This is a genomic window from Pseudomonas sp. NPDC089547 (assembly GCF_050280665.1).
Lineage (GTDB): Bacteria > Pseudomonadota > Gammaproteobacteria > Pseudomonadales > Pseudomonadaceae > Aquipseudomonas.
Genome location: NZ_JBNNVS010000012.1, coordinates 82,446 through 94,580 on the forward strand (window position 1 = coordinate 82,446; position 12,135 = coordinate 94,580).

Sequence of the window (12,135 nt, forward strand, 5' to 3'; positions counted from 1 at the left end):
CCAAAATCGGTCACAAACTCACACATCATCTCTTGAATAACTTATAACCATTGCAAATATTTTTCTTTGACCGACTGGGGTAAGAGCGACCACTTCCAACCATGATCTGTCATCCGCGAAGAGTACCTAGGCTGCAGCCTTTGGGGGCACTGATTATTTCCTGAATTTTCACTTTGAAGACGGAATGCTATTATAAGCTCTGTAATAGATGTGACTCTGGTTAATTTAACTTCTGAAGCATGACGGCGATATGATATCACCCTATTGATTGTTAGTTTGTACGCGTGCGATTATCTTAGTTTGCATGCGCGCTGAAAGCATCTATAAAAGATGTGATTAATTGCCCAAAAGTAGCACTTGGGCATCCGGGGAAATTTTTAGTCGCGGCGTTTACGGAGCGTATAAATGAGTTGGAAAATTCGGCTACATTACCCGCCAATAGGCTTTGGTGAGTTCATCGAGGTTTATGCTCGCAGGCCAAGATGGAATGATTTTGGCTATAATTATCATGCGACATTTATATTCAAATATGGTGGAGAATCGGTAAAACTTTCGGCGTTTTTGTTGCCCTGCGCAGGGAAACAAGGGGAATACTCGGATAATTTGCCAGATTTTCCAAACGGGGAGATTTTTAACTTTGAGACTTTATTGTCGGAACCAGAGCAATACAGACTGATTGGCGACCGACTTCCAATAGAAGACTTGAATTATATTTTAGAAGCGCTGCATGATGTTTCATACAGGTATACTGCGGGGTCGCACAATTATGACACCTTAATACGAAGTGCACAGTTCCGGCTGGGTGTACTGCGTTATGAGAATGCGTACTTGTCGTTGATTAATGGTTACCCTAGTGCATATGTCAAAAGTCCGACACATGATGCTAAATTTCCATTTAAGTTTTCGGCCATATTGCCAGGCTCTGAGAATTCAGTAATCCTTAATATCGAATATCGACAACATCGTTTTTTCGATGACCGAGTCCATTGCTTGGTCGGGGTGAACGGTACAGGAAAAACTAATCTGCTTGCACGGTTGGTTGCGGCAACCTGTATGAGTTGTAACGAAGTGCATGGTGCTCCTGCAACTGAATTGTACACTGGTCGCCATCAGTCGTTAGCATTTGATGCGGGCTCGCTCGAAATGCCCGAAGGCTCAGGTTTTAATCGCGTGGTGTCATACTTTTCTGATCCTGCCTCTGCGTTGCCGCGCGGAAACAGTGTTGGTCGTTTTGAATATCATGCTTTTAACACCACTGCGAGATCTGAGACTCAAGGCTTCAATAACAACTTAACTTACTTGCTTGCTAATTTGCTAAGGATTGAAAACGAAAATTTTGATGACCCTAAAAATGTAATCCTCGCTGACGTTCTGAAGGGTATTCTGCCGATGGAGTTACTGGCCATTCCAGTAACTGGAGAGTGTCCGCAAGGGCACTACGTGTTTGATGCTGAAGGTGAAAGGTGGAGCTACATTAGTCACATGACGAGCGAGCAGCGCTCGCTTGAAATATTGGGTACAATCGACACAAATCGCGAGCCGGGCTTTTTGGCTTACGGGAGTAGGACGGTCATTGCTCTCAGTAGTGGTCAGCGAAGTATTTTTAATTTTGCGTTACATTTTTTATGCTTGGCGGGATATGGAACGCTTTTATTAATTGATGAACCTGAAACCTACCTCCACCCCAATCTTGTAAGTGACTATATGATGTTCCTCTATAAAATATTGGAGCGCACATCCTCTGTGGCAATTATTGCCACTCATTCTGCGTATGTAGTACGTGAAGTGCCTACACATTGCGTTCATATATTGCAGCGGGAGGGGTTACGATCTTCAATAAACAATCCCTACCTTCGTACGCTTGGCGCGAGTGTGACGGATATTTCGCTTGCCGTATTTGGCGATAGCACTGTCGACGCCTACCACAGAAAGGTGAGTGAGATTGTCGCAAAGACTGAAATGCCATTTGATAAAATTGTGGAAGCCTATAAGGATATTTTCAACATTGAAATGTTGATGGAGATCAAGGATAGAATTTCTCGGCCTGATGAGTATCATTGAAATGCGTTATTATTTGCCACGAGAAATGGTTTCTGATATTTCATTACTGAAAAGACTTGCGCGCAATTTTGATTATCTAGCGGAAGACTGCGAGAGAGTTCGTGTTGCGTATGGCGCTTATCTTAAAACTGAAGGGAGCCCTCAGCTTCCTGCTGCCGATGTCAGCGATGAACTTGTAACGCTTCTACATCGGCTATATGAGGGCGCATCCAAAAATCATGGATTCGACTGGATTCATAGAATTCGAGATGCACAACTGACTTCATGCCCTATGTGTGGAAATCTTTCAGTTGGAACGGTAGAGCATTATCTTCCAAAAAACCCTTTTCCTGAGTTTTCCGTTTTCAGTTTTAATCTCGTCCCATCGTGCAATGCGTGTAATCGCAAGCGAGGAAGTAGGCATAAAAATGGGATTAAATACAAGCTACTGCATCCGGCTTTTGATAAAGATTTATTTGGTCGAATAGAGCTTGTGACGAGATTTGATATGAGCGGAACTGTGCTGGATTTTGAATTGGATTTCAGAGGTGACAAATTATCCGCTGATGAGCAACTTAGGGTGTCTGCGCATATTAAACTGTGTATTGATCGTCGTGAATTTCGGCAGGTTACAAACTCTCAAATTGGAAGCCTTGCCGCGCGATTAGATATTGATGAGCCGGATGGATGGGTGGCGGAGATCGAAAAGGAGTTGAGTGTCATGACGCGTGCGCAGCTAAACTATGGCTGGGGAGCTGCCTGCCTTCGAGGTATTCTTGACATGAGCGCTAAAGATCGAAATTACTTGCTGCTAAATAGAATTCAAGAATTGGGCCTGATCGAGAATCAATGAACTATTGAGGCGCCGGTCTAACATTATACGAAAATAGATATCGCAAATACTGCATGGAACAAGCCAGTGAGACCATGGCGGCATAACTTTTCGCGAGTTTGTCGAAGCGTATTACGATGCGGCGGTTCTTTTTTAGCCAGCCAAACATACGCTCGATGATGTTGCGCTGTCGCTACTTAGGCCGGTCAAACAATCCGGGTGACGCCAGGCTTGAGTCTGCGTTTCATCGAGCGCATCGGAATGACGGACTGCATTAGATTTTGGTCGCAGTAGCGGCAAAGCGCTTTGGTATTGTAGGCCTTGTCGGCAAGCAACAATTTGCAGCGTTTGCGCGGCCGGCCACGTTGGCTCGATGGAATGCTGACTTCGTCCAGGAGTGGTTGGGCGTAGCTGATGTCACAGGCTTGATCGCCATAGGAGGAAATCCAGTGGTGTCCCGTTGGCGTCGCAGAGCATGTGGATTTTGGTTGTCAGCCCATCGCGACTGCGGCCTAGAGCGTGATCGGCAGGCTCTCTTTTATCCCGGTTGCAAGAGGAGTCTCGGGTTGCTTGTACAGCAGTTGAGTCCATCATCCAGGTTTGCAGATTGATCAAGGCTTGCTCATTCATTTTCAGTTGCAAGCGTTTGAGCATTTGATCGAACGTCCCCCGAATCTGCCAGCTTCGAAACCGTTGATACCACTGTGGACCATAGGCTGGAGCGCTCCGGCATAGCTCGACACGCAGCGCCCGAGCAGAGTACCCAGAACACGTCATAGAGCGTCAGACGATCTCTCAGGCGCGGCCGCCCTCGGCCATGATTTTCAATGAAGAGATGGGAAACCACACCCCAGGTCTGCTCCGAGATTTCGTACCGCTTTGCCATCACAGATTTCCTTTCCGTAGATGGCCGGGAACCATGCAGAATTTCAGCTTCCGAAGGGAGCCGATTGGATTTCGTGCAGAGCCTAGGAGCCCCTGCACCTGCGAGCACAGGGGCAACAATCAACAGCGCGACCATATGCTTGATCGATTTGGCCCCGATTCGCTTTTGGGGGCTTTTTCTCAAAAGAACCGTCCATCGGAATCCAGACCACTCAGCGTTCCAACTGGTATTCCAAGCGATTGGACCAATCAATTATTAGTCAGCCAAAACAGAAAGATACCGACTTGTTTCAGTTTACCCCGGCCCACCAAATCCTAGAAAGAAGACGCCCACGGGCGTCTTTTTTTGTGTCTGGGATTTGCCGGATGGGAAGCTAGAAAATCAGATTTTTCGCCTTCAGCGCAGGCCGTTTCCCAGAAATACTCTCAGCGCCTGTTTTCCGTTGCACGTACCAAATGCGACCCCTAGTGTCGACGAAAGCACCGGATTGGCCATCGTACTCGCCCATGAGGGATAATGCCTCGGCCTTCCGACCCATCGCCCGTCCACCCAGAGAGGCGTCATGACCCTTACCGATCTTCAGCAAATCCTTGCCCGCGGTGAGGATAGCCACCATCAGTTCAAGCGCGATTTCAACAATGTCGATGCTTTGGCGAGCGAACTGGTGGCGTTTGCCAATACGGCCGGAGGCTGCTTGCTGATTGGCGTAGAGGACTCCGGTACGGTGAGCGGATTGAGCAATACCGATGTTGCGCGGCTCAATCAGTTGCTCTCTAACGCGGCCTCCCAGAATGTCCGCCCGGCGATCAATCCTTTATCCAGCAACCTTCAAACCGAACAAGGCCTGGTCATGGTGGTAACCGTCGAACAAGGGTTGAATAAACCCTACGTCGACAGCCAGGGCTGAATTTGGGTGAAGAACGGCGCCGACAAACGTCGAGTCACCGCCCGTGAAGAACTGCAGCGTTTGTTTCAGCAGGCCGGGCTGGTTTGCGCCGATGCGGTACCGGTGGCAGACAGTAGCGTGGCGGATATCGACGCCAAAGCGCTTGGCGAGTACTTCCAACGCCGATTTCGGCAAAGCCCCGAGCACACCGGTTTAGAAACCGCCCGCATCCTGGATAACCTCGGGCTTGCCAGTGGCGGTATACCCAATTTGGCTGGCTTGTTGCTGTTCGGTAAAGCGCCACAACGGCTACGCCCTGCGTTCGACATCAAAGCGGTGGCATTTCCGGGTACGGTACTGCATGACCGTCAGTATCTCGACAGCGAAGACATCGACGGCAACCTGCAGGAGCAATACCGACGCGGCTTGGCCTTCATAAAGCGTAACCTGCGCCACGTGCAGGGCCGGCAAGGCTTCAACACTCTCGGCCAGTTGGAAGTGCCCGAGGAAGTGTTCGAAGAACTGCTAGTCAATGCCCTGATCCATCGAGACTACTTTATCAGCGCCTCAATCCGGATAATGATTTTCGTCGATCGCATCGAGCTGATCAGCCCTGGGCACCTGCCTGACATGCTCGATACCGACAAAATCCGATTCGGCCTGTCCAACCGCCGTAACCCGACACTCACCTCTCACGCTGTACACATCCTCCCCTATCGCGGTTTGGGCACCGGCATCCCGCGCGCTATCGATGCTTGGCCAATGATCCGGCTGGAAGACGACCAGCAGAGCAATCAATTCAAGGTCGTGATTCAGCGCGTGGTGGAAAAAGGGCCTCTCCCAGGCCCAACTGGGGACCAAGTAGAGACCAAGTCGGGACCAAGTCGGGACCAGGTAGGGACTAAGTCGGGACCAAGTCGGGACCAGGTAAGGGCTAAGTCCGCTGTTGAAGAACAAGCCGGAATTTACCTGGTTTTGAAGCAAGAGCAGATATCGCTGCTGTGCAGGATGAAAGTCGATCACTCTGTGTCAGAGCTAATGGCTTTCGTCGGGCGCAGCAACCGCAGCAAGTTCCGCGAACAGGTTTTAGCGCCGCTACTGAGGCTGGGCCTGGTCGAGATGACCATTCCAGAAAAGCCTAGCAGCAGCAAACAACGCTATCGCCTGACTGCGGCCGGCAGAGCGCTAAACGCCGAACAAAGCCCCTCAGACGACTAAGCCCCAACAGCCACTTCTGTGGGTCAGCCAATCTAGCGCTTTACACACCTCCGAGCTGCCGCGCCAGGGGCCGTGGCGTTCCTCTGGTGCCAAACATGTCTGCGAAGAACAGGGAGCTGCAGGTCAAAAAGTCGGATTTAACCCCTTCCTTGTAGGGCGTTTCCCAAAGATACTCCCAGCGCCTGTTTTCCGTTGCGGTCATTTTTTCAGGGTTTTAGTCTCGGTGGGTCGTTGCACATCAACGACCGGCTTTGACAGGCCGCAACGATACACAGCGCGCTCAACCGTTCATGGCGGTTGTGCATGGGGCACGCTCGCGTGCGCCGGTTTCTGTGTTCGCCGGTCTGTCAACCCATGCACAGCTGCCACCTCTCCGTTTGACAGCGGGTTGGCGGTGGCCCCTATCGAGAACACAGCAAAATGCTAAAGATTGTTCCTGACCCACCCCACCACCTCCACTCCCTGGAAGACACGATCACGCTGGCCTCGGACTACGCACTCTGCGCAGAAGCCGTAGCCCAGCAGGCGATGCTGATGCAGCCGAGATCACCCGCTTCGGTGTTGATCATGGCGTCGATGCACGAGCTTGAAACCCTGCGGCGATTACTCGAATCAGCGCTTGCGCTAATCCAGCAGCCAGCGACCCCGCAACCGATGCATTGATTCGCATACCGAGCAGAAAACCTGTGGGAGCCCGGCTTGCCGGCGATAGGGCCAGCCCAGGCAACCACAAGACCAGGGAGATTGATCAATGACCAGCGAAGACACGAAATGCACAGTCGGTAAAACCATCTTCTTTCAAGGCGAAGACCAGACTCATCCACTGTTTCGCATTGAAGCTGGCATCCCTTGCCAGAGCGCCCGCGAGCAGGCTTCAGAGCTGATGGGTTATGCGCGGGACCTGACCATCGATGGGCTGATGGAAGACAAACCCAAGCTGATCTGGGCCGCGCATTACCTGTGCGCGTTGGGCAAGGCACTGCTTGATGATGCCGAACTAGGCATGATGCGCTGAAGCCTGAAGGCTGAATGTGGCAGGCATCTGTGAGAGCGGGCGCGTCGAGGCGTCGAACCGCCGCGAAGCAGGCAACGCGGTGGATGGCACGGGCTTCGCCCGTGTTCGCGGGCAAGCCCGCTCCCACAGGGATCGCGCCAGCTTGTAGAAATTGAGCAAGACAGTTGCTCCCACAGGGACCACGCCATGCTGAAGAAATGCGCCGCACCTGTGGGAGCGGCTTTAGCCGCGAACACGGGCGAAGCCCGTGCCATCCGCCGCCGTTTTACCAGCTGTAGCTGACCTTGGCCGTCACCTCACGCCCCGGGTTGTAGTAGTTTGCCGTCCCCGAACCCACCACATGCTGCTCGTCAAAGAGGTTGCTGACATTCAGCGCAAGGTCGGTGCCCTTGGCAATCTTGTAGTTCAAAGCCGCATCAAACAGCGTGGTCCCATCGCTTTTCTTGGTGTTGGCAGCATCCATGTAGTAGCCCCCAACATACCGCGCACCCAGGCCAACGCTTACGTCGGTATCCGGAATGTCGTAGTAGCTCCACAGCGAGGCGGTATGCTTCGGCGCGACTGTGAATTCCTTGCCCTTGAGCGAAGAGCCGTCATACAGCGAGCCCCGCAGCACCTCCGTCTCCATGTAGGAATAAGCACCGATCAGGCTGATGTTTTGCGTGACCTGCGCCTTGGCCTCAAGGTCCAGGCCACGTGCATGGGACTCACCCACCGTCTGCTGCTCGATGATCCCGCTCGGCAACACCACGGCGATGGTAACGTTTTCCTGGGTCAGGTCATAAACGGCAGCAGAGAACAACGCATCCATGCCCATTGGCGAATATTTCACGCCCACTTCGTACTGCCTGCCGGTCTGCGGCGTTACGCCAACCTGCGGAGGCGACACCGACTCCACCATGCTCACGTAAGTGGAGACCTCATCGTTGACGATGTAGGTCAGCGCACCGCGGTACGAGGTTTCGGAGAAGTTGTCGCTCTGCTTGTTCACGCCACCGACGTACTCGGTGCTGGACAGGTCCATGGAGTCATTACGCACACCCGCTGTCGCAATCACACGGTCATAGAAGGACAGGTTCTGCTGCAGGAACACGGCCTTGGTGGTGGCGTCGTTCTTCTTGCGGGTATAGGGCGTGACGCCGCCCGGAACGCCGGTGAATACCGGGTTGGCGATGTCGATAGACGGCGCAAGGCTGTAGACCGAGCTTTGCTTGGTGCTCGAGTCGAGGTATTCCACACCCACCAAGGTGCTGCTGTCGATGTGCTCGAACTGCGCATCGTACTGCAACATCAGGTTGCCGTTGAGCTGGTCGGCATCGCTGTCGGTGCCGAACACGTAGCGGGGGATGACGGTGCCAACACGCGAAGCGCGATCACTCAGGTAGACATAACCGAAATCATCGCTCAGCTCGCTGTAGCGCAGGTTGCTGCGCAGCGTGAAGCCGTTATCGAAGTCATGGGTGATGTTACCGCTGAGGCTGGTGCGCTCCACATCGTGGAAGTTGTAGCTGGGCTCACCAAAGAAATCGCTGCGGTCGTATTCCTTGTCCAGTGGGTAGCCACCACTGTTTGGCGAACTGTTGGTCTTCAGGTAGTCGAGGATTACCGTAGCCGAGGTGAAGTCGGTAGGCGCCCAGGTCAGGCCGCCCATCACGAAGCGGTTGTCGTCCTGCGAATGGTCGTACTCGCGGTCACTGTTCTGCATCTTGGCGGTGAAGCGGCCAGCCAGGGTTTGCTCATCGTTCAAGGCATCGCCTACATCGATACCGGTCTCGGCGTGATCATAGGAGCCATAGGTCACATAACCTTGCCCGAACTTTTCGAAGCGCGGCTGCTTGGTCACGAAGTTCACCGAGCCGCCCGGGTCTGCCGGGCCAAACAGCGTGGAGTTGGCGCCGCGCAGAATCTCGATGCGCTCATAGGCGAACGGGTCTTCGCGCACACCGCGCATCGAGCTCAAGGTCAGGCCGTCACGGTAGGTAGTGGCCTGAAAGCCGCGGATCTGGAAGTAGTCGTTACGGTCGTCCGAGCCGTAGAAGTCGCTGACCACGCCCGGCGTGTACAGCAGCGCCTCTTCCGTGGTGCTGACACTGCGCTGCTGCATTTCCTTGTTGGTCACCACAGACACGGAAGCTGGCGTATTGAGGATGCTGGTCGCCACCTTGCCGCCAACCCACAGTTCCTTGGCAACCACCGAGTTGGTGTCGTCATCGGCACTGGCCTTGACCTTGGCGTTGATGATGACCGGCGCCAGGCGGTAGTCCTCGGTCGCGCCCAGCTCCAGCGGGCCGGCAGGCTTTGGCTGCGGCACCACCAGGTAGGCGGCAGGGCCCTGCTGCTCAAGCTGCAACTCGGTCCCTTGCAGCAACGACGACAATGCCGACTTGGTATCCAGCGCGCCCTGCACCCCTTGGGTATTGCGGTTGGCCACGTTCTGCGCATCGAAAGAAAGGCTGATCCCCGCCTCCCGCGCAAAGCGGTCGAGGGCCGGCGCAAGTGGGCCGGCAGGAATGTTCCACTGCTTGAGCGGGCTGCTGTGGTCAGCGCTCGAAGGCTGCGCCAGCGACGGCAAGGCGTAGGCGCTGACAACCAGACCAAAGAGTGCGGCGTGCAGGGCACGGTTCAATGGGTGGCGCTGTGGAACCGGGGTAAAACTCATTCTCTCGCTCCGTGTAGGGGGTCGGCGGGGCGGCCTGTAATCCGGCCTTACCTACAAGCCGAACGAGAATGAGAAAACACCTCATTTATTTTTCACTTGGTACCTATGTCGCATCGCATACAGCATTGGTGGACAAATCTCATCGTGCCACCTTATCTGATTCGGTAAAGTCCGCAGGCTCAAGGATCTCTGGAGCTTCAAGAAATGGACTTTAACGTAATCATCAGCCAGAACTGGGCAACCCTGAGCTGGTTCGTCCCACTCGTCATTCTGCTGTTCATCCTCAAAAGACCAGAAACCAAAGGCTATCTCGGAGAGTTGCTGGTGCGGTACTTCGCATGGCTGAAACTGGACGAGCACACCTACCGCCGACTGCACAACATCACCCTGGACACACCGGATGGCACCACTCAGATCGATCATGTCTTCGTCTCGGTCTACGGCATCTTCGTGTTGGAGACGAAAAACATGGGGGGCTGGATTTTTGGCAGCGAAAAGCAGGCACAGTGGACGCAGAAGCTCTACAAACGCACCTTCAAGTTCCAGAACCCGCTGCGCCAGAACTACAAGCACCTCAAAGCACTGGAAGCGACACTGGGTGTAAGTGCCGATCACCTGCACTCGGTGATCACCTTTGTTGGCGACAGCACCTTCAAGACCGAAATGCCGCCGAATGTTACCCAGGGCAGCAAATTCATTCGCTACATGAAGTCGTTCCAGCAACAGGTGTTCAGCGAGGCCGAGGTTGATGCAATGCTGCATGCACTGCAAACCGGACGCCGAGCCCCTACCCTCGCGACTCATCGCGAGCATGTACAGAACCTCAAACGCCGTAGCGACCCGAGTGCAGAACGGCAATGCCCAAAATGTGGAAGTGCGCTGATTGTCAGAACCTTCAAATCTGGCGCAAAAGCTGGCCAGCAATTCTGGGGTTGCTCGACATTCCCCAAATGCCGAACCATGCAGAGTTTCTGACCGGTACCACCTTTCACGCCATTTCGTCGGCACCTGCTCTGGTAGCGCTTCGCGAACTGCCAGTGCCCCCTTCGCCGATCAAACGAATGCGCCAGCCCAATGCGCTGGCGCCCCCGCAATCACTCGAAAATGATGGCCAATTGCCCTTGGCTTTTCTCTCTATCAGCATGTCAAAAAGTTGATACGCCAAGATTTTTGATAGAGAATAAGAAACAGGATGCATTTTAGCGTATTTCAGTATGCTTTAATCGAGTGCAGGGAATGGACGAACACACAATCTCCGACGCGGGCGTACCGCCGATCGACCAGCTTGACCTCACGGCACACGGCGTTCTCGGGCATTTCGCCAAGTCGTCGCGCAATGCCCGGCTGGTGAATTTCCTGATGACCATGGACCGTCTTGACCGCTGGGCAGTGGATTTCGATGAGGATGCCCCCGCGCAGCAATTCGAAACCCAGTTGCTGATGCAGGAAATCCAGGCCTTCGTCGACGCTTACGCACGCGTGCTGCACCAGGTTCCGCAACCCTTTGCCGAACTGCTGGCCCACCTCACCTCTTCGCGCTGCATGTACCTGGTCCGGTATGTCGCGCAACGCAACGAAGCATTCACACCGGCGCTGGCGCCACTGCTGGCGGGCGACTTGTCGCAACCCGCGGAGCTCACGGCGTTTCGTCACCGGCTGGATGCCTTCAGCAAGGCTCACCTGCTCAGCGAGATCTTCTCCGAGGAGCGGCTGCGCGAGATATCACAGATCATGGAGAGTTACGCAGATGTATAACGGACGGCTGAACCCTGTCGCGGTGGCGGTAGGCAACTCTGTGGGCAAACGCGCAATCCTGGGCGGCGTGCTGGGGGCCTGCCTTTTGCTGGCGGGCCCGGCCTTCGCAGCAACCAGCAGCCTTGGCGCTACATCGAGCAGCCTGATTTCACAGCAGGATTCGGTGGTGGCCGATGCCATCAAGGCCGATGCCCAGGACTGCGCCGACGGCACCAAGCAAGGGACGATCGGCGCCTCCATCAGCGATGCGCTGAAGATCCACACCGAGCTGGCATCGGCAACACCGAATGTCGAGTCACTGTTCAGCGCCACGGCAGATTGCTTCGGCGGCCTGAGCAGCCTGTTCGACCTGTCCGGCTCCATCCCGAGCCTGGGCAGCATCCTGGCCTCGGCCCAGGCGGCCGTTCTGCAGTACGCACAGAAAAAGGTCTGTACGGCAATCCAGCAGGTTACCTCGATGGTCACCAGCCCGATCAACCAGGCCATTGGCAAGGTCAGCAGTGGCACCTCGCTGGGCGACCTGAACGGCCTGACCAATGGCTTGGTCAGCAAGGGCATGACCACGCTAGACCCGGACCTGGGCGGCAGCTACCACAACGCAGCCGCTGGTTACGAGGCTACCTACACGGTGGATGTAAACCCGTTCAACTATGTACAGACCGACTTCGGCGGTGGTGCCAGCACCGGCGGTGGTACAACCACCAGCAGCGCAGCCACCACCAATACTGTAGCGCCTGCCGCCAGCACCTCGTCCGGCACCTCTTCAAGCAGTACCAGTAGCGCGCCTTCCAGTTCGAGCAGCGGGTCCTCCAGCTCGGCTGCCGGCCTGTTCAACTAAGAGGGG

General features: G+C 54.5%; 11 protein-coding genes. 9 read left to right on the top strand and 2 right to left on the bottom strand.

Features of this window, described 5'->3' with window-relative positions; all coding sequences use genetic code 11:
• Window positions 1-405 precede the first annotated feature (405 nt).
• Together ACQKPZ_RS11235 and ACQKPZ_RS11240 are read left to right on the top strand one after the other, a co-directional pair.
• On the top strand, window positions 406-2,061 hold the full coding sequence (locus ACQKPZ_RS11235; protein WP_427537761.1) for an AAA family ATPase: 1,656 nt from the start codon (window positions 406-408) through the stop codon (window positions 2,059-2,061).
• Entirely contained in the window at window positions 2,048-2,893 is an 846-nt protein-coding gene (locus ACQKPZ_RS11240) for a hypothetical protein (RefSeq protein WP_402832228.1), read from the top strand. Before ACQKPZ_RS11235 ends, ACQKPZ_RS11240 begins: the two co-directional genes overlap by 14 nt.
• Before the next feature lie 601 nt (window positions 2,894-3,494).
• Here ACQKPZ_RS11240 and ACQKPZ_RS11245 read toward each other — a convergent pair.
• Window positions 3,495-3,893, bottom strand: coding sequence for a transposase (locus ACQKPZ_RS11245; RefSeq protein WP_427537909.1), 399 nt, complete (start codon window positions 3,891-3,893; stop codon window positions 3,495-3,497).
• Between the two features lie 427 nt (window positions 3,894-4,320).
• Here ACQKPZ_RS11245 and ACQKPZ_RS11250 point away from each other — a divergent pair, with 427 nt between their 5' ends.
• The 4 genes from ACQKPZ_RS11250 to ACQKPZ_RS11265 all read left to right on the top strand — a co-directional run bounded on the left by ACQKPZ_RS11250 (window position 4,321) and on the right by ACQKPZ_RS11265 (window position 6,877).
• Window positions 4,321-4,665 (top strand): AlbA family DNA-binding domain-containing protein, encoded by a 345-nt coding sequence (locus ACQKPZ_RS11250; protein ID WP_427537764.1) that lies wholly within the window; start codon window positions 4,321-4,323, stop codon window positions 4,663-4,665.
• Window positions 4,666-4,671: 6 nt separating this feature from the next.
• A complete protein-coding gene (locus ACQKPZ_RS11255) occupies window positions 4,672-5,862 on the top strand; it encodes a Fic family protein (RefSeq protein WP_427537767.1) in 1,191 nt (396 codons plus the stop codon).
• A gap of 420 nt (window positions 5,863-6,282) precedes the next feature.
• On the top strand, window positions 6,283-6,525 hold the full coding sequence (locus ACQKPZ_RS11260; protein WP_427537770.1) for a hypothetical protein: 243 nt from the start codon (window positions 6,283-6,285) through the stop codon (window positions 6,523-6,525).
• Between the two features lie 88 nt (window positions 6,526-6,613).
• Window positions 6,614-6,877, top strand: a complete 264-nt coding sequence (locus ACQKPZ_RS11265) for a DUF3077 domain-containing protein (protein WP_427537773.1) — start codon at window positions 6,614-6,616, stop codon at window positions 6,875-6,877.
• 265 nt (window positions 6,878-7,142) lie between these two features.
• Here ACQKPZ_RS11265 and ACQKPZ_RS11270 read toward each other — a convergent pair whose 3' ends face one another.
• Window positions 7,143-9,536, bottom strand: coding sequence for a TonB-dependent siderophore receptor (locus tag ACQKPZ_RS11270; RefSeq protein WP_427537776.1), 2,394 nt, complete (start codon window positions 9,534-9,536; stop codon window positions 7,143-7,145).
• A 204-nt stretch (window positions 9,537-9,740) separates the two neighbouring features.
• Between ACQKPZ_RS11270 and ACQKPZ_RS11275 the strand changes: the two genes are divergently transcribed.
• The 3 genes from ACQKPZ_RS11275 to ACQKPZ_RS11285 all read left to right on the top strand — a co-directional run bounded on the left by ACQKPZ_RS11275 (window position 9,741) and on the right by ACQKPZ_RS11285 (window position 12,129).
• On the top strand, window positions 9,741-10,511 hold the full coding sequence (locus ACQKPZ_RS11275) for an NERD domain-containing protein (RefSeq protein ID WP_427537779.1): 771 nt from the start codon (window positions 9,741-9,743) through the stop codon (window positions 10,509-10,511).
• Between the two features lie 261 nt (window positions 10,512-10,772).
• Complete coding sequence (locus tag ACQKPZ_RS11280) at window positions 10,773-11,291, top strand: type IV secretion protein IcmW (RefSeq protein ID WP_427537782.1); 519 nt, start codon at window positions 10,773-10,775, stop codon at window positions 11,289-11,291.
• A complete protein-coding gene (locus ACQKPZ_RS11285; RefSeq protein WP_427537785.1) occupies window positions 11,284-12,129 on the top strand; it encodes a hypothetical protein in 846 nt (281 codons plus the stop codon). The genes ACQKPZ_RS11280 and ACQKPZ_RS11285 overlap by 8 nt, the downstream gene beginning before the upstream one ends.
• The last annotated feature ends 6 nt before the right edge of the window (window positions 12,130-12,135 follow it).

Bases quoted from the DNA above. Each gene is read 5' to 3' on its own strand.
- ACQKPZ_RS11235 (WP_427537761.1), top strand. From the start codon at position 406: ATGAGTTGGAAAATTCGGCTACATTACCCGCCAATAGGCTTTGGTGAG.
- ACQKPZ_RS11240 (WP_402832228.1), top strand. From the start codon at position 2,048: ATGAGTATCATTGAAATGCGTTATTATTTGCCACGAGAAATGGTTTCT.
- ACQKPZ_RS11245 (WP_427537909.1), bottom strand. From the start codon at position 3,893: ATGGTCGCGCTGTTGATTGTTGCCCCTGTGCTCGCAGGTGCAGGGGCT.
- ACQKPZ_RS11250 (WP_427537764.1), top strand. From the start codon at position 4,321: ATGACCCTTACCGATCTTCAGCAAATCCTTGCCCGCGGTGAGGATAGC.
- ACQKPZ_RS11260 (WP_427537770.1), top strand. From the start codon at position 6,283: ATGCTAAAGATTGTTCCTGACCCACCCCACCACCTCCACTCCCTGGAA.
- ACQKPZ_RS11265 (WP_427537773.1), top strand. From the start codon at position 6,614: ATGACCAGCGAAGACACGAAATGCACAGTCGGTAAAACCATCTTCTTT.
- ACQKPZ_RS11270 (WP_427537776.1), bottom strand. From the start codon at position 9,536: ATGAGTTTTACCCCGGTTCCACAGCGCCACCCATTGAACCGTGCCCTG.
- ACQKPZ_RS11275 (WP_427537779.1), top strand. From the start codon at position 9,741: ATGGACTTTAACGTAATCATCAGCCAGAACTGGGCAACCCTGAGCTGG.
- ACQKPZ_RS11280 (WP_427537782.1), top strand. From the start codon at position 10,773: ATGGACGAACACACAATCTCCGACGCGGGCGTACCGCCGATCGACCAG.
- ACQKPZ_RS11285 (WP_427537785.1), top strand. From the start codon at position 11,284: ATGTATAACGGACGGCTGAACCCTGTCGCGGTGGCGGTAGGCAACTCT.